15 protein-coding genes and 1 pseudogene are annotated in these 17,533 nt (G+C 70.6%); 6 read left to right on the forward strand and 10 right to left on the reverse strand.

Annotated elements, in window-relative coordinates; all coding sequences use genetic code 11:
* Window positions 1-2: 2 nt before the first annotated feature.
* Window positions 3-1,700: a hypothetical protein gene (locus ACQEWB_RS29955; protein WP_432836375.1), complete on the forward strand. Its 1,698-nt coding sequence runs from the start codon at window positions 3-5 to the stop codon at window positions 1,698-1,700.
* Here the strand turns inward: ACQEWB_RS29955 and ACQEWB_RS29960 are convergent.
* The 6 genes from ACQEWB_RS29960 to ACQEWB_RS29985 form a co-directional block, all read right to left on the reverse strand.
* Window positions 1,690-2,955 carry an NAD(P)/FAD-dependent oxidoreductase gene (locus ACQEWB_RS29960; protein WP_432836377.1) on the reverse strand — a complete coding sequence of 422 codons (1,266 nt, stop codon included), beginning with the start codon at window positions 2,953-2,955 and terminating at the stop codon, window positions 1,690-1,692. The genes ACQEWB_RS29955 and ACQEWB_RS29960 overlap by 11 nt on opposite strands.
* Entirely contained in the window at window positions 2,952-3,353 is a 402-nt protein-coding gene (locus ACQEWB_RS29965; RefSeq protein ID WP_432836379.1) for a GtrA family protein, read from the reverse strand. The genes ACQEWB_RS29960 and ACQEWB_RS29965 overlap by 4 nt, the downstream gene beginning before the upstream one ends.
* Entirely contained in the window at window positions 3,343-4,335 is a 993-nt protein-coding gene (locus tag ACQEWB_RS29970) for a glycosyltransferase family 2 protein (protein ID WP_432836381.1), read from the reverse strand. The genes ACQEWB_RS29965 and ACQEWB_RS29970 overlap by 11 nt, the downstream gene beginning before the upstream one ends.
* Window positions 4,336-4,429: 94 nt before the next feature.
* Window positions 4,430-5,404, reverse strand: a complete 975-nt coding sequence (locus ACQEWB_RS29975) for a hypothetical protein (protein WP_432836383.1) — start codon at window positions 5,402-5,404, stop codon at window positions 4,430-4,432.
* A 178-nt stretch (window positions 5,405-5,582) separates the two neighbouring features.
* Window positions 5,583-6,920 (reverse strand): alpha-2,8-polysialyltransferase family protein, encoded by a 1,338-nt coding sequence (locus ACQEWB_RS29980; protein ID WP_432836385.1) that lies wholly within the window; start codon window positions 6,918-6,920, stop codon window positions 5,583-5,585.
* Window positions 6,920-7,906: a glycosyltransferase family 2 protein gene (locus ACQEWB_RS29985; RefSeq protein WP_432836387.1), complete on the reverse strand. Its 987-nt coding sequence runs from the start codon at window positions 7,904-7,906 to the stop codon at window positions 6,920-6,922. The genes ACQEWB_RS29980 and ACQEWB_RS29985 overlap by 1 nt, the downstream gene beginning before the upstream one ends.
* A 198-nt stretch (window positions 7,907-8,104) precedes the next feature.
* Between ACQEWB_RS29985 and ACQEWB_RS29990 the strand changes: the two are divergent.
* The 4 genes and pseudogenes from ACQEWB_RS29990 to ACQEWB_RS30005 all read left to right on the forward strand — a co-directional run bounded on the left by ACQEWB_RS29990 (window position 8,105) and on the right by ACQEWB_RS30005 (window position 12,925).
* Window positions 8,105-9,477, forward strand: a pseudogene (locus ACQEWB_RS29990) (DUF6716 putative glycosyltransferase).
* Window positions 9,478-9,608: 131 nt separating this feature from the next.
* Window positions 9,609-10,874 carry a cytidylyltransferase domain-containing protein gene (locus ACQEWB_RS29995; RefSeq protein ID WP_432836389.1) on the forward strand — a complete coding sequence of 422 codons (1,266 nt, stop codon included), beginning with the start codon at window positions 9,609-9,611 and terminating at the stop codon, window positions 10,872-10,874.
* A gap of 15 nt (window positions 10,875-10,889) precedes the next feature.
* Entirely contained in the window at window positions 10,890-11,828 is a 939-nt protein-coding gene (locus ACQEWB_RS30000; protein ID WP_432836391.1) for an N-acetylneuraminate synthase family protein, read from the forward strand.
* A 32-nt stretch (window positions 11,829-11,860) separates the two neighbouring features.
* Window positions 11,861-12,925: a hypothetical protein gene (locus ACQEWB_RS30005; protein WP_432836393.1), complete on the forward strand. Its 1,065-nt coding sequence runs from the start codon at window positions 11,861-11,863 to the stop codon at window positions 12,923-12,925.
* On the opposite strand, the gene ACQEWB_RS30010 is transcribed toward ACQEWB_RS30005, so the two are convergent.
* From ACQEWB_RS30010 to ACQEWB_RS30025, 4 genes are all read right to left on the reverse strand, one after another.
* A complete protein-coding gene (locus ACQEWB_RS30010) occupies window positions 12,922-13,911 on the reverse strand; it encodes a terpene synthase family protein (protein ID WP_432836395.1) in 990 nt (329 codons plus the stop codon). The two genes, ACQEWB_RS30005 and ACQEWB_RS30010, sit on opposite strands and share 4 nt — an antisense overlap.
* Before the next feature lie 22 nt (window positions 13,912-13,933).
* Window positions 13,934-14,668: a polyprenyl diphosphate synthase gene (uppS, locus tag ACQEWB_RS30015; protein WP_432836397.1), complete on the reverse strand. Its 735-nt coding sequence runs from the start codon at window positions 14,666-14,668 to the stop codon at window positions 13,934-13,936.
* A gap of 174 nt (window positions 14,669-14,842) precedes the next feature.
* A complete protein-coding gene (locus tag ACQEWB_RS30020) occupies window positions 14,843-15,511 on the reverse strand; it encodes a class I SAM-dependent DNA methyltransferase (protein WP_432836399.1) in 669 nt (222 codons plus the stop codon).
* Window positions 15,512-15,525: 14 nt separating this feature from the next.
* The gene (locus ACQEWB_RS30025; protein ID WP_432836401.1) at window positions 15,526-15,756 is read right to left on the reverse strand and encodes a hypothetical protein; all 231 of its coding nucleotides are present in this window, start codon (window positions 15,754-15,756) and stop codon (window positions 15,526-15,528) included.
* Window positions 15,757-16,051: 295 nt separating this feature from the next.
* Between ACQEWB_RS30025 and ACQEWB_RS30030 the strand changes: the two genes are divergently transcribed.
* The gene (locus ACQEWB_RS30030) at window positions 16,052-17,272 is read left to right on the forward strand and encodes an amidohydrolase (RefSeq protein WP_432844083.1); all 1,221 of its coding nucleotides are present in this window, start codon (window positions 16,052-16,054) and stop codon (window positions 17,270-17,272) included.
* The last annotated feature ends 261 nt before the right edge of the window (window positions 17,273-17,533 follow it).

Below are 17,533 nucleotides of genomic sequence, written 5' to 3' on the forward strand. Positions count from 1 at the left end.
TCGTGGCGACAACTCTGGCCGACGACAAGGTCGTCCGGCCGGCAGCAAGCGGCCGCCGCTCACCCCTGTGGTGGGCGGCGGTCGCCCTGCCGTCCGCGGTGGCCGTCGTCTACACGGTGGCCACCCGCCGCCTCACCGGCGACCTGCACTACGTCCTCGCCGCCCTGCGCACGGGCGGCAAGGCCGGCTACTCGCCCTCCGAGGTCTTCACCCACCGCCCGTACTTCTACCGCTGGTTCATCGCCCTCCTCGACCGCCTGACCTCCTTCGGCGGTACGGCGACACAGCGCGAGGCCCTGATCGGCGCGGCCGGCGTCCTGCTCGCCGCCGCGGCCGGCCACGCCCTCTTCGTCGCCCTCCAGCGCCGGGTCACCGGCCGCGAGGCGGCGCTCACCGCGGGCGCCACGGGCCTGGCCCTCGCGCTCGCGCCCCGCAACGACTTCCTCCAGCCCGAGTGGGCGGCCGTGGTCCTGGCCGTCTTCGGCGTCGCGGCCGCGATCGGCCCCGAAAAGCCGTGGCGGGCGGCCCTGTTGGCCTCCCTGCCGCTCGGCCTCGCGGTGATGATGAAGTACTCCACCGCCGCCACCGCCGCGATCGGCATCCTGCTCGTGTACGTCGTCGACCGGGGCCGCGCGGTCCGGGTCGCGCTGATCGCCGTACCGGCGTCGGCGGTCCTGTTCGGGCTGAGCGCCCTCGGTGGCTCGCACGAGTTGCAGTGGACCCACGACATGCCGCTGATCAACCAGTCGGCGCTCAGCCGGACGGGCGTCCACCCGCACTTCATCCTCACCCGGTCCGTCCAGTTCCTGGGCGACCGGGCCGTCGCCACCCCCGTGCTGATGCTCCTGCCGGGCGCGCTGCTGCTCGTCCTGGCGCGCGTGCAGGGCGGTTGGCGGCGGGTGGAGCTGCTGGCCGTCGCCGTGACCATCGGCGTCGCCGCGCAGGCCGTCGTGGTCGTGCAGGGCAACTGGTTCCTCTACCACGCGGCCCAGATGCCGATCCTGGCCGCGGCCGCCTGGGGCCTCGCCGTGGGCGGCCGCTCGGTGCCGTGGCTCTTCACCGCCGTGTCACTGGCCTGCGGCGCACTGCCCGTGCTCTACGCCCGGGCGCCCCAGAGCGACCAACGGCCGTACGTGGTCTGGTCGTTCGTGCTGCTCGCGCTGCTGGCGGCGGCGGTGGACGTCCTGCTGGAGCGTCGCCGTACGACAAGGGCGCCCGTGGGTGCCGCGGTCCTCGCCACCCTCGCCGGTGTGGTGTGCCTGGCCGGGACCATCTGGCCCGGCTCCCCGCACCTCGTCTTCGACGGCAAGGTCACCGAGACCAGCGCCCAGTATCTGGACGAGATGCGGCTCACCCAGCAGGACGCGGACCGGATCCGGGCCCAGCTGCCCGCGGACGCCTCGGTCCTCTACCTGGCCTTCGGCGACACCACGTACTACGTCGACCACCCGGCCCAGTGCCGCTACCCGATCTCGACGTTCCTCCAGCGCAGCCGCTTCCTGCCGGACGTGGCCGACCTGAAGTCGTTCAAGGAGAACGCCGACTGCGTCGACCACGACCCCGCCCCGTACGCGGTACTGGAGCGGCCCTGGTTCCGGCCCGGGAAGGTGGACCCGGAGCTGTGGCGTCGTATCAAGGCGGTCTACGACTGTCCGGCGCCGAGCGCCGGAACCAGGATCGTCCTCTGCGTCAGGCGTTGAGGCCGAGCGACTCGGTGACCTTGCGGGCCATGGCCACCGAGTAGCTCTGCCCGCGGTCCTGCGGGTAGATCTGCGCCATCGTCGCCAGCGTGACCCGGCTCATGGGCGTCTCGTGGGCCGGGATCAGCGCACGGTACTCGGGCGTCACCACCGGCTGCGCGAACCCGGCCCTGGAGAAGTGCCAGTCCTTGATCCAGGAGGCGTCGAACTCCGGGTTGATCTTCCGCAGATACGGCACGAACCGGGTCAGCAGCTCGCCGGGTTCGGTGGTGAACCGCCAGTCCTCGCGCTCGACGTAGTTGCCGACGTAGAGGATGTGCCGGCCGCCGTAGACGGAGGGGTCGATCATCTTGGTGTGCTCGACCACGGCCAGGAACGGGAAGCCCGACTCGTTGATGTTGAGCCAGTAGTACGGGATCACGCTGCGGTCCAGTTCGAGGACGAAGCAGGTGGCGCCCAGGTACTGGTTCTTCCACACCGCGTCCTCGGCGGGCAGCCCGGCCGCCTTCGCGAAGGCGGGCTGCGGGGTGGTGACGATGAGCCGGTCGAACTCGTAGGCCGACTCGTCGGCGCAGGTCACCCGCACGGTGTCCCCGTCCTGCCGGATCGCCTCCGCCGCCTTGCCGAACTCGACCTTCCCGCCGCGCTCCTCGATGCCGTCCCGGAGCGCCGCGTAGACCCGCTCGAACCCGCCGTCCACATAGCCGAGTTCGAAGGTACGGCAGTGGATACGGGCCCACAGCCAGGCCATCGACACACTCTCGGCTCGGTCGCCGAACTTGCCCTTCAGCAGGGGCTCCCAGACTGCGGCCGTGGCCTTCCTGCCGGCCCACTTGCGCAGCCAGGCGAGGGCGGTGAGGTCGTTGAAGCGCTCGCCGTTGCGGATGGCCTTCAGCGCGGCCGAGGAGCCCGCGAAGCGGACGGCGTCGACGGGGGAGAACTCCGGGAAGCGGATCATGTCGAACGGGGTGGTGAAGTCGATCAGCCTGCCGCCGCGGTAGATGCCGGTGGTCGGCTTGTGGAAGCGCAGGGCCTCGCCCAGGCCCAGCTCCTCGATCAGCGCGATCATGGCTTTGTCGCTCTTGAAGATGTGGTGGTAGTAGCGCTCCAGCGGGGCGCCGCCCACCTCCAACGAGGCGGCGAGACCGCCGAGTTCGTCGGCCGCCTCCAGGACGGTCACCTGGTGGCCGGAGCGTACGGCGTCCCAGGCTGCGGTGAGGCCGGTGGCACCCGCGCCGATGATGCCGAGGTTCATGCGAAGCTCCACTTTCTGTTGAGCACGAACTGGAGCGCCAGGACCAGCGGCAGCGAGCCCGCCTTGACCAGGTTGGCGTCGATCCCGAGTCCGTCGGTGAAGGCGAGGAAGAGCAGGTCGGTGAAGGCGATGCCGGTCAGGCCGACGGCGTAGAAGCGCAGGAAGCGGACGAAGAGCCGGTCGCGGCGCTCGAAGGTGAAACGGGCGTTCAGGGCGAAGTTGTTGGCGATGCCGAGGGTGGTGCTGATGCCGTTGGCCAGCTGCTCGTCCATGCCGGCGAGGTTGTGCAGCAGCAGGAAGACGGCGAGGTCGAGGGCGACGCCGCTGCCGCCGATGAGGGTGTAGCGGATCAGTTGACGGGAGATCTGAGGTGGGGCCGTCGTGGTCTCAGCCGTCACCGTCGCCGCCGATCACCTCACGCACCAGGTACAGCGGACGCCCCTGCGCCTCGCTGTAGATGCGCCCTATGTACGTCCCTATGACACCCAGCGACAGCATCTGCGTGCCGCCCAGGAACAGCACCACGCACATCAGCATCGTCCAGCCGGAGACGGTGATCTCGGGGCGGAAGAACTTCATGCCGAGCGCGTAGAGGATGCCGAGCAGGGAGAGGGCGAGGACCACGAAGCCGAGGCGGGTGATCATCTTCAGCGGGGCGGTGGAGAAGCTGGTCATGCCGTCGACCGCGAGGCGGGCCATCTTGCGCAGCGGGTACTTGGTCTCGCCGGCGAAGCGTTCGTCCCGGTCGAAGGCCACCTCGGTCTGGGCGTACCCCATCGAGGCGACGATCCCGCGCACGAACCGGCTCTTCTCCCGGTACCTGCGCAGTTCGTCGGCGACCTTACGGTCCAGCAGCCGGAAGTCGCCGGTGTCCAGCGGGATGTCGACCTCGGTGGAGGAGCGCAGCAGGCGGTAGTAGAGGTGCGCGGTGGCCTTCTTGAACGGCGTGTCCTGCCGCGACCGGCGGCGGGCGTGCACGATCTCCGCGCCCTCCCGCCAGGCGTCGACCAGCTCCAGGCTGACCTTGGGCGGGTCCTGGAGGTCGGTGTCCATGACGATCACGGCGTCGCCGGAGGCGAGGTCGAGGCCCGCGGTGATGGCGATCTGATGACCGAAGTTGCGGGCGAAGTCGACGACCCGGACCCGCTCGTCCTTCTCGGCGATCCCCTTCAGCAGGGCCAACGACCCGTCCGAGGAACCGTCGTTGACGTAGACGAGCTCGAAGTCGAGCTCGGGCCGGGAGGCGAGGGCCGCGGTGAGCTCGGCGTGGAAGGCGGCGATGCCGTCCTGCTCGTTGTACACGGGCAGGACGTACGAGATCAGCGACCGCCTGGCCGGCACCGGCTCGACCGTCGCCAGCGTGACGGGGGCTATGTGCATTGACGGAAGCTATGGACCTTCTGTTAACCGCACCCAAACGCCCCGTATCGGAAGGAGGGCTTCCCTGTTGCGCTTCACCCCATGACGCCGAATTTCACTTGATTCCCACCAGCCGCTTCAGCCTGGACATCGGCGACACCTTCGGCTCGGCCTCGTACGCCTTGCGCAGCTGGGCGAAGTGGTCGGCACGGGTGCGGCTCAGGTACTCGTCGGTCTGCAGCGGCTTGGCGATCGACCAGGCCCGCCGGTGCTGGCCGTCGTAGTGGGCGACGTACGCCTTGGCCAGTTCCAGGACGGACTTGAAGGGGATGCCGTCGGTGTGGTCGCGGTCGACCCGCTCCTGCACGGCCGAGATCAGCGCGAGCTTCTCGTCCACCGTGTAGGCGTCCTCCGAGATGCGCTTGAGGACGTCCTCGGGGATCGGCTTCGTCACCTCGAAGGCGAGGGTGGAGCGGATCGGCGGTCCGGCGATCTCGATGTACGGCAGCAGGGCGCCCGTGCTGTGGTGCAGCCAGGGCAGCCGGGGGCCGGCGAAGTCCTGGTGCAGGACGACCGTGCCGGGCCGCATCCGGGTCAGGAACCGCTCCGACACGCACTTGAAGACCCGGGCGGTCTTGGCGATGTCGATGTGCAGGAACTCGACCGGGCTGGTGTCGTCCGGGTCGGAGGTCTGCCACAGGTCGCCGGCGTGGATCTCCAGGAAGGGCAGGAAGGGTTCGAGCCGGCCGCGGAAGTCGTCGAGGAACGAGTCGTCGTCCTCCGGCTTGTGCCCGGAGGTGAAGAACTTCTCCGAGGCGAACGTCCCCTTGCCGACCCGGAAGAAGTCGTACGCGTGCAGCCGTCCCGTCCTCCGGTCGAAGGCGGGGTTCTCCGACAGCCCCATGGCCAGCGCGTACGTCGATCCGCCGCCGCCGGAGCCCAGTTCCACGATCCGGTCCTTGCCGGTGAGGTGGTGGCGCCCCACGAGGTAGAGGAACTGGAGCTCCCAGGCGCTGCACTGGGTGTAGGGCAGGTCTTCGGGCAGCTGCACGCTGTCGAACTGGGAGTAGAGCCGGCCGAGCTTCGTCATTGAATGCCTCACGGAATCATCGGTGGGGGCGGCTTCCGAGATCCTAGGGATCCGGAAGCCGCTTCACCGTTGAATCACAGGGGCAAGATAAGTCTCACCCGGCATTTCCACGGGCTTTGTCGGCGATTTACTCGGCGTTTGCTCAAACCCGGGCAACCCGGCGGCTGTTCGGACGCTCTTACTTCGTCACGGCCTTTCGCAACGCCCGCGCCCGCCGCACCACCCGGCGCGCCGTGGAGCTGCGCGGCAGGAAGGCGAGCCGCTCCGGGATGCCGCCGGGCAGGCCCAGCGAGGTGAGCCGCTTGCGCTTGAAGTACCGCTTGGTGCGCGCGTCGAGGTGCCCCGCGAGGTAGCGCTCCGCCGAGGGGCGCAGGGCCGGGTGGATCTGCGGCTGCATGGTGAAGCTGATGGCCTCGACCAGACCGCTCAGCGTGTCGGCGGCGACCGGCTTCTCGCTCTTGCCGCCGTCCAGGTCCGGGATCAGCGCGTCGGCGAGCACGGCCGGCACCCGGTTGCTGTTCTGGTACGGCGTGAGGCGGTCGAGCAGCGGCTCGGTGCCGATGCGGGCGACCGGCAGGCCGTAGAACGCGGACGCCGTGAACAGCGCGGTGGAGAAGCAGCCGACGACCAGCGCGGGCGGCGACTTCTCGAACAGCACCTCGGCGAGGACGGGCAGGTCCAGGACGGTGAGGTCGACGCCCAGCTTCTCCGCCTCGGTCTCCAGGGCACGGCTGTAGCGGGCCGGCGCGGTGGGGTGCGGCTTGAAGACGATCGACCGGTGGCCGCGCTCGACCGCCCCGCGCATCATCCGTACGTGGAGGTTCTCCTCCTCCTCGGGGGAGAGGATGTTCAGTGCGGACAGGTACTGGCCGAGCAGCAGCGCCGACTCGGCGGGCAGTACCGGCAGGTCCTCGACGGAGGCGGTGAGCTCGCCCATCGCCTTCAGGAAGGCCCCGGTCGGCACGATCTCCGCGGGCACCTCGAACTCGGTGAGCAGCACCGGCGCGAGACCGGGCACCAGGTCCAGGTGGAGCAGCCGCCGCACCCGCGTGCCGACCAGCGGGTCGAGCTTGTTGCGGGTGGGGCCGTAGCTCATCAGGCCGTCGGCGTAGACATGGATCGGGGCGTCGGTGAACAGCTGGGCCACGGTCAGCGCCGGGGTGACCTGGATCGACTCCAGGACCAGCTCCACCCGGTCCTCGCCCAGCTCCCACAGCAGCCGCAGATAGCGCTCGAAGAGGGGGATGTCGTCCGGGCGGGGGGCCCAGGCGCCGGGGTGGAAGGGGCGGATCGCCTCGTTCCAGGACAGCACCTCGTCGAAGTGGTCGCGCAGCGGCTCGAAGCCCGGCATCGCGTCGACCGGCGGGGTGGTCTCCGGCGTCGCCGAGTTGTTGAACACCAGGAGCAGCCGGCGGTCTCCGTCCGCCTCCGTGAAGCAGTCCGACTCCAGCGCGGCGGCCAGCGTGGTGGCGCCGTACAGCGTCGAGACGCAGAAGATGCGGGTGGTACGGGGCATCAGGCGGCCGCCTTCGCAGTGGTGACGCGGCGCCGCAGCCGCCGCAGCTTGGAGGAGCGGTGCATGTCCATCGTCTCCAGCACGTCGCCGAGCGCGTCCTGCGGCATACGCTTTATCGCCGCCGCGCTCATGGTGCGCAGCTGCTTGGCCACGGCCGGCTCCCACTTGCTCTCGTCGGCGAGGTGGTGGGCGATGATCGCGCAGTACGTCCGTACGGCCTTCGGCAGCAGCTCGGCCGCGTCCGGGTCCTTCGCCGTCTCCTCGATCACCTGGTCGAAGGCGCGGATGAAGTCGAGCTGGCGGACGTCGCCGATCTGGGTCAGCGAGGAGGCCACCCCGCGCCGGTAGAAGACGCCGAGCAGGCTGATCACGGCGAAGGACTCCGCCTCGCGGTGCAGCTTCCAGATCCACGGCCGGTCCTCGGCCGTGCGCAGCCCGTCGGTGAAGTGCAGCAGGCCCTTGTCGAGCAGGCGGCGGTGGTAGGCGCCGGCCCAGGCGTAGGCGTAGTCCACCGAGGTCGTGCGGTCGGCGGGCAGGATCGCCGCGCGCGGGTCGAGGACCTCCCAGCGGCGCCCGATCGGCACCCGGTGCACCGTGCGGGCACGGGCGGTCGCCTGCACATGGTCGGTACGGACGAAGTCGCAGCCCAAGTCCTCGATGGCGCCCACCAGTTCGGCGAAGTAGCCGGGGGCCAGCCAGTCGTCGCCGTCCAGGAACGTGAGGTATTCGCCCTGCGCCGCGTCCAGGCCGGTGTTGCGCGCGGTGGCGAGACCTCCGTTCTTCTCGTGGCGGATATAGCGCACCTGCGCGACGTCCGAAAGATCTTCGGCAGCGCGTTCGAGAATGGCCGGAGTTCCGTCCTTCGAATGGTCGTCGACCAGGATGAACTCGAAATCCGGGCGGGCGTTGAGGCGGAGGCTTCTGAGGGTGTCCGGGGCGAATTGCTGCACGTTGTAGAACGGCACGATCACGGAGAGCTTTGGCACGGTCGAGAGCCTAGGAGGCGCCCCGACGGCAAGCCTTTCCGGTACCCGTACGGGGGGTGAACTCAATGTGACGGAACGGTGCATCCCCTGTACTTTCGCTGCTTTCACGGGCCAGTTCGGCTCTCGGCGGGGTGTTGTTAACTTTTTGGCCAGATGCGGTTGGGCCGCACCTCGGAATTGCTTCCTAGCGTCTCTCTCGTGCCACCTAGTACAACGAAGCCCACGCGAATCGCCGTACTCGCGGACTCCGACACCCGCTGGAAATGGGGTGCGTTGACCGCGGCTCGTATCGCTCCGGGCCCGACCGGTCCGTCAATGGAAGCCGCAGCGGACGAGGACGCGCAAGTCGGCCTCCGGCTGAGCGGATTCCTGCTGCGCGGGCGGGCCACTCCGACCGCACGCCAGCTGGCGGAAGTCGGTGTCACGGCCGACTCCCTGAAAGAGGTCACGTCGGTCGAGTTCCTGCGCGCCATGGCGGAGGAGGAGTACGACGTCGTCGTGCTGGCCCTCGTCGGCGGCGGCGTCCAGGCGATGCTGCACGGACTCAAGCGCGTGTGGGAGGGCCGCAAGCGGCGCCCCGTCGTCGTCACCGGCTATGTCGGCGTCGTCTACGAGAAGCTCGCCGACGGCCTCCTGCTGCGGCACGGCGCGGACCTCGTCCTCGCCAACTCCCGCCAGGACGCGGAGCGTTTCCGGGAGGTGTACGAGGGGGTGGGCGCCGACGCCTCGTCGGTGACCGAGGTGGCCCTCCCGTTCCTCGGCGGGGCCGCGTACGAAGGTGAACACGACCCCTACACCGTGGTGTTCGCGGTGCAGCCGTCCGTGCCGGACAGCCGCAAGGACCGTACGTACCTGCTGAACCGGCTGATCCAGCACGCCCGGCTGCACCCCGAGCGCGAGGTACTGCTGAAGCTGCGCTCCAAGCCGGGTGAGCACACCACCCACATCGAGGAGCAGCCCTACCAGAAGCTGGTCCAGCGGCTCGATCCGCCGGCCAACTTCCGCCTGGTGTACGGGAACATGGGCGAGGTCCTCGACCGCACCGACCTGCTGGTCACGATCAGTTCGACGGCCGCGCTGGAATCCCTGCACCGGCGCGTCCCGACCGTGATCCTGACCGACCTCGGTGTCCGCGAGGTGCTCGGCAACCACCACTTCGTCGGCTCCGGGTGCCTGGCCTCCTGGGACCAGCTGGACGCGGGGTACCGGCCGGTGCCGGACTCGGACTGGGTGGCCCGGCAGGGGGTCGCGGCTGGGGGTCCCCCCTCTGGGGGAGGTTCCTACGCGTACGCGTTCGACGCGGCGCGGGAGCGGATCGCCAAGCTGCTTGGCCGGCCGGGTGGGTTGGCGCCGCTGACTCCGTACTACACGCCGGCTACCGCGCCGGGTTATCTGCCGGGGATTCTCGCTCGTCATCACCTTGGGCCGGACGGCAGTCCGCTGCCGGGGGCTCCCGCCGCGGACAAGGAGCCGGGGCTGTTCGGCAGATCGTGCGGCGGGCTGCGCGTGGTGCGTACCGGCATGGGGTGCAGCGGGTGGCGCCTGTTATCCGGCGGATGGGGGAGTTGTGAGCGCCATCCAGAGTGCCGGGTCCGGTCGTCGGGCGGGTGCTGCGCCGTCGGGGCTTGTCGCGCAGTTCCCCGCGCCCCTTGAGGGCGGCTCCGCCGCCCATCTCCGTACCTCTGCACAAGGAGTGCTAGCCATGTCCGACTCGCCGGTCGATGCCGGGGCCTCTGTGCGCCGTGTGCTCGCCGTAATTCCTGCGCGTGGTGGGTCCAAGGGGGTGCCCGCGAAGAACCTGCTGCCCGTCGGTGGGGTTCCGCTGGTCGCGCGGGCGGTGCGGGAGTGTCTGGCTTCGCGGCTGGTGACCGATGTCGTGGTGTCCACCGACGATCAGGCCATCGCCGCCGCCGCCCGTGAGGCCGGCGCCGAGATCGTGCTGCGGCCCGCGGCCATCGCCGGGGACACGGCCACCTCCGAGGCCGCCGTGCTGCACGCGATGGACGCCCACGAGGCCCTGCACGGCTCGCCGGTGGACGTGGTGCTGCTGGTGCAGTGCACCAGCCCGTTCATCATCCGTGAGGACGTGGACGGCGTGGTCGAGGCCGTCGTCGGGAACGGCGCCGACACCGCGATGACCGTCGCCCCCTTCCACGGCTTCGTATGGCGCGACGCGGACGACGAGGTCACCGCCGGCAGTGTCGCGGAGGCCGACGCGGCCACCGGCGGCGGCTACGGCGTCAACCACGACAAGTCCTTCCGCCCGCGCCGCCAGGACCGCCCCCAGGACTTCCTGGAGACCGGCGCCGTCTACGGCATGGCCGCCCCCGGCTTCCGCAAGCACCAGCACCGCTTCTTCGGGCGCACCGAGCTGGTCCGCACGGACCCCGCCCGGGTGCTGGAGATCGACGACCCGCACGACATGGCGCGGGCCCGGGCGCTGGCGCCCCTCTTCGACGCGAACCGCCCCGGTTCGCTGCCGACCGCCGACGACATCGACGCGGTCGTACTGGACTTCGACGGCACCCAGACCGACGACCGGGTGCTGATCGATGCCGATGGAAAGGAGTTCGTCTCCGTGCACCGCGGGGACGGGCTCGGCATCGCCGCGCTGCGCAAGAGCGCGCTGAAGATGCTGGTCCTCTCCACGGAGCAGAACCCGGTCGTCGCCGCCCGCGCACGGAAGCTGCAGATTCCCGTGCTGCACGGCATCGACCGGAAGGACCTCGCACTGAAGCAGTGGTGCGAGGAGCAGGGCATCGCGCCCGAGCGCGTGCTCTACGTCGGCAACGACGTCAACGACCTCCCGTGCTTCGCCCTCGTGGGCTGGCCCGTGGCGGTCGCGAGCGCCCACGACGTGGTACGCGGCGCCGCCCGTGCGGTCACCACCGTTCCCGGTGGCGACGGCGCGATCCGAGAGATCGCCAGCTGGATCCTCGGCCCCTCTCTCGACTCCCTCGACAGGTAAGGAACCCCACCCGCCATGAGCACCAACTCCCGTCTGCGCCAGTTCGGTTCGAAGACCGCCGGCCCGGGTCACCCCGTCTACGTCGTCGGCGAGATCGGCATCAACCACAACGGCGAGCTCGAGAACGCCTTCAAGCTGATCGACGCCGCCGCCGAGGCCGGCTGCGACGCCGTCAAGTTCCAGAAGCGCACGCCGGAGATCTGCACCCCGCGCGACCAGTGGGACATCGAGCGCGACACCCCCTGGGGCCGGATGACCTACATCGACTACCGCCACCGCGTGGAGTTCGGTGAGGACGAGTACCGCCAGATCGACGAGTACGCCAAGTCCAAGAACATCGACTGGTTCGCCTCCCCGTGGGACACCGAGGCCGTCGCCTTCCTGGAGAAGTTCGACGTCCCGGCCCACAAGGTCGCCTCCGCCTCGCTGACCGACGACGAGCTGCTGCGCGCCCTGCGCGCCACCGGCCGTACCGTCATCCTGTCCTCCGGCATGTCGACCCCGAAGCAGATCCGCCACGCGGTCGAGGTCCTGGGCAGCGACAACATCCTGCTCTGCCACGCCACCTCGACCTACCCGGCCAAGGCCGAGGAGCTCAACCTGCGCGTGATCAACACGCTTCAGGAGGAGTACCCGAACGTCCCGATCGGCTACTCCGGCCACGAGACGGGCCTGCAGACCACCCTTGCGGCGGTCGCCCTCGGCGCCGCCTTCGTCGAGCGTCACATCACCCTCGACCGCGCGATGTGGGGCTCCGACCAGGCCGCCTCCGTCGAGCCGGGCGGCCTCAGCCGCCTGGTCCGCGACATCCGCACCATCGAGGCCTCCCTCGGTGACGGCGTCAAGAAGGTCTACGACTCCGAGCTCGGCCCGATGAAGAAGCTGCGCCGCGTCGCCGGTGTCGTCGCCGAGGCGGAGATCGCCGCCGCCGCGGGCGAGCCGGTCTCGGTCTGACATCACATCGGTTAGGGGACGGTCATACGTCGATGAGCCGCCGCGCCGGATCCGCCGGCCACTCCACTCTCGCGTTCGTCGAGAGCCCGGTACAGCTCCTTAACGTGCTGGAGTGGGCGCACGCCCATGCGCCCGGCGCGGGGCTCACCCTCGTCGTGCTGTCCCCGACCGACCCCATGACCCGCGGCCAGCTGCGCCGCATGGCCGAACTCGCCCGCGAGGAGGGCCACGAGGTCCGCTGGGAGGAGGCCCGCGGCGGCCCCGGTGCGCCGTTCCAGACGATCGGCGGCCTCACCGGACGCCTCCGCCGGGCCGACCGGGTCGTCCTCGGCGACCCGTTCTCCCGCTACGTACAGCTCCTGCTGACCATCACCAAGGCCCGCGACCTGGTCGTCGTCGACGACGGCACGGCGACGATGGAGTTCGTCGCCCAACTCGCCCGCGGTGAGCGCCTGGTCCGCTGGCACCGCAAGGGCGGCCGCCCCGGCGCCCGGGACCTGCTCTTCGCACCGGTCTCCGCCCGGGCCCGCCATCGTCTGACCCCCAGCGACAAGCGCCGCGTGACGGTCTTCTCGTCCATGCCCATCGACGAGACACCGCCCGGCGTCACGATCCACGCCAACGACTTCGCCTGGACCCGCTTCCGCTTCGGCCCGCCCCGCATCACCAAGGGTGCGGACATGGTCGGCACCTCGCTGGTGGAGACCGGCGTGGTCGACGGCGAGCGCTACCTGGAGGCCGTCCAGAACCTGGCCAAGGCCCACGGCGCCACCCGCTACTTCGCCCACCGCCGCGAGAGCACCGCCAAACTCCACCGCCTGGCGGCCGAGACGGGCCTGGAGATCGTCCGCCCCGACCTCCCCCTCGAACTGATCGCCCGCCGGGGCCCGGTGGGCCGCACCATCCTCAGCTTCCCCTCCACGGTCGTCCACACCCTCCCCCTGGCCCTGGTCGGCACGGAGGTCCGCGTGGCGGTCTGCGACATCGACCCCGCCTGGCTGACGGAGAACGCCTCACCCCGAGCGCAGGGCTTCCTGTCGGGGGTGACGGGGACGGCGCGGGACGTGACGCGGTTGTCGATGGTGAGCGCGGTCTAGTCCCGGTAGCGGGCCACGCTCAGGAACCAGGCGTAGCAGACGTCGGTCCAGCCGCCGATCGCCTCGGCCTGTGCGCGACAGGCGACCTGGGAAGGGTCCCGGCGGATGTCCGCGAGCAGCGCGTCGTGCTCGGCGCGCATCGCCGTGCGGGCGGCCAGCACCGCGGGCGCCGCCTCGTACGGGCTGATCCCGTAGTCGCGGGCGGCGGCCCAGCAGGCGTTGAGGCCGCCGTCGGGGTCGTCCCTGGTGATGCCGAGGAGATCGTTCTCCAGCCTGGTGACCAGGCACGACAGCCGGGCGAGTTGGGCGATCTGCGGCGGCCACGGGGCATCCGGCGGGACGAGACCGGGCCGCAGCCGCTGGAGTGCCATGTAGGGGAGCATCTGGGCGCTGCTCAGCCCGTTGCGCAGGTACTCGGCGAAGACCGGGAGGCGTCCCGTCCGCCGCCACCCGGACTCCTCGACGTAGCCCTCCAGCGCCCGCACCGCCTGCCGGGTGAACTCGGGCATGGCCGGACCCGCCCCCGCGGCCACGAGTTCCCGGTGGACGTCCAGGTAGGCGTGATGGAAGCGGTCCGGTTCGGCCGGGAGACGCCCCTCGAGCAGGATCGGCCCGACCGACGCGGCATACGGCGCGGGCGAGCGCCCGGTCTCCACCACCTGGTCGTCGAAGGCGACGACGACCGTCCAGTACATGGTCGCGGCCCGTACGAGGTCCGTGGACGCGGTGGGCAGCACGGCCGCCGACAGTTCCGTCATCGGCGCCTGCACCAGCCCCCGGTCCCGCCCGGGCTCGTACAGCCCGACCCGCAGGGCCCAGCGCTCGATGTCGGCCCAGAGCCGCGCACAGCGGCCGTGGTCGACCACGATGGTCCACTCCCCGGCGGCCGAGCGGGCGATGGGCAGCCTCGGATCGAACTCGGCGTGGGCCGCCGCAAGGCGCTCGTGCGCCCACCTGGCGGCGCAGGCGGCGTCGGACAGCGGCATGGTGCTCGATCCCTCCGGAAGGTCAGATCCCGTGACGCCGCCGGCGTGACCGATAGGCGGCCAGGGCCCCGTCGAAGTGGGCCCGGTGGAAGTCGGGCCAGGGCACGTCGCAGAAGTACAGCTCGGCGTAGGCGGTCTGCCAGAGCATGAAGTCGGACATGCGCTGCTCGCCGGAGGTACGGACGACCAGGTCGACGTCGGGCTGTCCGGCGGTGCTCAGACACATCCCCAGCCGGCGTTCGGCCGCCGTCGGCGAGAGTGAGGTCACCGTGTCCACGGGATGGTGTCGCACCAAGTCCCGTACGGCGGCGGTCAGTTCGGCCCGTCCGCTGTAGGCGATCGCGGTGTTCAGGGTCACTCCTGGGATCCGCCCAGTACGTTCCTCCACGGCCCGCAGCGCACGGGCCTCCGCACCCGGAAGCTCCTCCGGCGCGCCGATGACCCGGATGCGCCACCGGTTCGTGGCGGCCATCTTCTCCAGCCGGTCCACCACGGTGTGCAGGATGTCGAGGACCGCCGCGGGAGCGCGCCGCAGGTTGTCCCGGGACAGCGCCCACACCGTCACGTACTCGATGCCCGTCGCCTCGCACCAGGTCATGAGGTCGTGCACCCGCAGGGCGCCCGCGCGGTACGCCTCGACGAGGGGCAGCCCCTGCCGTTCGGCCCAGCGACGGTTCCCGTCGGGGATGACCGCGAGGTGCCGGGGAAAGCCGGTTCCGCACGGCCCGGAGCCGACGTCTCCTGTCTCGTCCAGCACGACAGCCGCCTCTCCACTGCCATGGCCGATCCCTGCGCCCTCGTCCCACTATGGGCGCCCGCACGGGCCCTGGGGACGGACGGCCGCCGGCGCGGTGAAGCGCCGGGAGCACGGCGGGAGCGAAGCGCGGGCCGGCGCGCCGGGCGCCGCACGCCCGCGCGGAGGGGGGAGGGGTCAGTCGTCCTTCCGGGCCAGCAGATAGGCGCGCGGCCGCGTCTCGTCGGCGTCCGGCTCCCGGAGTACGCGCGCGTGCAGCCGTAGACCCGCCTTGACCAGCTGTTCGGCCACCGCGTCCGGCGTGCGCCAGTAGTAGTCGAGGGAGATCTGCTGCTCGAAGCGCTCCGACAGGTGCAGGTGACCCTCCTCGTCGCCGCTCTGGAAGCCGAGCAGGACGTGGCCGCCGGGGACCAGGACGCGGTGGAACTCGGCGAAGACGGTGGGGAGGTGGTCGTCGGGGACGTGGATGATCGAGTACAGGGCGAGGATTCCGCCCAGCGTCTCGTCCGGCAGGTCAAGCGCGGTCATCGAGCCGACGTGGAAGCGGAGCGCGGGGTGCGCCTCCCGGGCAAGCGCCACCATCCGGGGCGACACGTCGACGCCGAACACGGGTACGCCGAGGGCGTCCAGGCGGGCCGTTACGTGGCCGGGGCCGCTGCCGACGTCCGCCACCGGCGCCGTACCGGCCGCACGCACCAGCTCGGCGAAACCGTGGACCAGCGCCAGGTCCAGGGGTCTTTCGCCCAGCCAGTCGGCCAGCTGCTCGGTGTACGGGCGGGCGATCGCGTCGTACGAGGAACGGGTGGCGTGCAGGAAAGCCGGAGTGCCCGGTATCTCGGAGCTCACGGGCCCGCACCCTACTAGCCGTCCTCCGCCCGCCAGGTGAACCCTCCGAGAGAGTCCCGCGAACTCTCCTCGACCTCCACCGGCGGGAACCGCCATCGCTGGTACAGCGACACCCCCAGTACCAGCAGCCACCCCACCAGCATCATCAGCACCAGCAGCCCCAGTGCCAGCCCCGCCGTCCCGAGCAGCCCGAACTTCGCCAGCATCCAGGGGATGTGCTCCTCCCCGCAGCCGCATGCCTCCATGAGGGCAGAGTGCCCGCGAACCGTGGCTGTGTGCGCTGCGTGGCCGGAACGTCGCTCGGAGGTGATGATTCCGGGATATGGGACCGCTTCTCCCACAGTGCGGTCCCGACAGGTGAACAGAACCGCCCGGGAGGTGCGGGGCGTGGTATGCGTAGAGAAAAGAGCGTTCTACCCATCTCCATCCGTACTCATGCGTCGCGCGGTCAGATTTTCTTCCCCTGACGGGCTGAACTTTTGTTGATCGAGGGGTAGTTGGCTACGTCGGCGTCCTACCCTTTAGAGGGTGAAGCAACAGATGTCACTGGAGTCCGAGGTCGATCTCCCCGGGGAAGCCGAGCTTCCGGGTGCGCTGCCCGACGCGTTGCGCGCCGAACTCGTAGCCTTCCGCCGCGACTTGCACATGCATCCGGAGCTCGGCAACCAGGAGTTCCGCACCACCGCGGCGATCAAGGCGCGACTGGAGAAGGCCGGCCTGAAGCCGCGCGTCCTGGCCATCGGGACCGGGCTCGTCTGTGACATCGGGGAGTGGGACGGCGGGCGGCCCATGCTCGCGCTGCGCGCCGACATCGACGCGCTGCCCATCCCGGACACGAAGAGCGAGTGCGCGTACCGCTCGACCGTCCCGGACCGTGCGCACGCCTGTGGTCATGACGTCCATACGACCGTGGTGCTCGGCGCCGGGCTCGTGCTCGCCGAGCTGCACAGGCAGGGGAAGCTGCCGCGCCCGGTGCGGCTGCTGTTCCAGCCGGCCGAGGAGGTGCTGCCCGGCGGGGCCGCGGACGCGATCGAGTGCGGGGTCCTTGACGGGGTGGGGCGGATGATCGCCGTGCACTGCGACCCCAAGGTGGACGCCGGCCGGATCGGGCTGCGCGAGGGTGCCATCACGTCCGCGTGCGACCGGCTGGAGGTCGCGCTGGACGGCCCCGGCGGCCACACCGCCCGCCCGCACCTCACCACCGACCTGGTCACCGCCGCTGCCCGCGTCGCGATCGACGTGCCCGCGCTGGTCGGCCGCCGCGCGGACACCCGCAGCGGCCTCGCCGTGACCTGGGGACGGATCGAGTCCGGGCACGCCCCGAACGTCATCCCGCAGCACGCCGAGCTCTCCGGGACCGTGCGCTGCCTCGACCTGGCCGCGTGGCGGCAGGCGCCGGACCTGGTGGTCGCCGCCATCGACGAGGTCGCCAACCTGCACGGCGCCAAGTCGGAGATCAACTACGTCCGCGGGGTCCCGCCGGTGGTCAACGACGCGGACGTCACCGACCTGCTGCGGGATGCGATGACGGCCCGCCGCGGGGCGCTGTCGGTCGAGGGCACCGAGCAGAGCCTCGGCGGCGAGGACTTCTCCTGGTACCTGGAGCATGTGCCGGGTGCGATGGCCCGGCTCGGCGTTCGCACGCCGGGGGAGCGGACCGTGCGCGATCTGCACCAAGGTGACTTCGATGCCGATGAGTCGGCGATCACGGTGGGCGTGGAGCTGTTCACTGCGGCGGCCCTGATCGACGCGGGGCGCTGACGCGGAGTTCCCCGCGCCCCTTCGGGGCGCGGGCCCCGAAACCCCTTCCGCCGTCCGGCGCAACATGGTCGTAAGCCAATCGTGCGCACTTCGAAATCCGGGTGTGTGAGGGGACCGGAGTCCGAGTTCAGACGGTGTTTGCCTCGAATCGATAACGGCTTCGGAAGAGGTCTGTTTCCGACATCTACGCGCGTTACGATGCCGCGAAGCCGACGCCGCAGGGGCGTCCGGGCCCGAGCACTGGCATGGTGCTCACATGAA

The organism is Streptomyces sp. CA-249302, from assembly GCF_050936785.1.
Classification (GTDB): domain Bacteria; phylum Actinomycetota; class Actinomycetes; order Streptomycetales; family Streptomycetaceae; genus Streptomyces.

What these genes read in the sequence shown, in the direction of transcription:
- ACQEWB_RS29960 (WP_432836377.1), bottom strand. Translation starts at nt 2,955, where the DNA reads ATGAACCTCGGCATCATCGGCGCGGGTGCCACCGGCCTCACCGCAGCC.
- ACQEWB_RS29970 (WP_432836381.1), bottom strand. Translation starts at nt 4,335, where the DNA reads ATGCACATAGCCCCCGTCACGCTGGCGACGGTCGAGCCGGTGCCGGCC.
- ACQEWB_RS29975 (WP_432836383.1), bottom strand. Translation starts at nt 5,404, where the DNA reads ATGACGAAGCTCGGCCGGCTCTACTCCCAGTTCGACAGCGTGCAGCTG.
- ACQEWB_RS29980 (WP_432836385.1), bottom strand. Translation starts at nt 6,920, where the DNA reads ATGCCCCGTACCACCCGCATCTTCTGCGTCTCGACGCTGTACGGCGCC.
- ACQEWB_RS29995 (WP_432836389.1), top strand. Translation starts at nt 9,609, where the DNA reads ATGTCCGACTCGCCGGTCGATGCCGGGGCCTCTGTGCGCCGTGTGCTC.
- ACQEWB_RS30000 (WP_432836391.1), top strand. Translation starts at nt 10,890, where the DNA reads ATGAGCACCAACTCCCGTCTGCGCCAGTTCGGTTCGAAGACCGCCGGC.
- ACQEWB_RS30005 (WP_432836393.1), top strand. Translation starts at nt 11,861, where the DNA reads ATGAGCCGCCGCGCCGGATCCGCCGGCCACTCCACTCTCGCGTTCGTC.
- ACQEWB_RS30010 (WP_432836395.1), bottom strand. Translation starts at nt 13,911, where the DNA reads ATGCCGCTGTCCGACGCCGCCTGCGCCGCCAGGTGGGCGCACGAGCGC.
- ACQEWB_RS30025 (WP_432836401.1), bottom strand. Translation starts at nt 15,756, where the DNA reads ATGGAGGCATGCGGCTGCGGGGAGGAGCACATCCCCTGGATGCTGGCG.
- ACQEWB_RS30030 (WP_432844083.1), top strand. Translation starts at nt 16,052, where the DNA reads ATGTCACTGGAGTCCGAGGTCGATCTCCCCGGGGAAGCCGAGCTTCCG.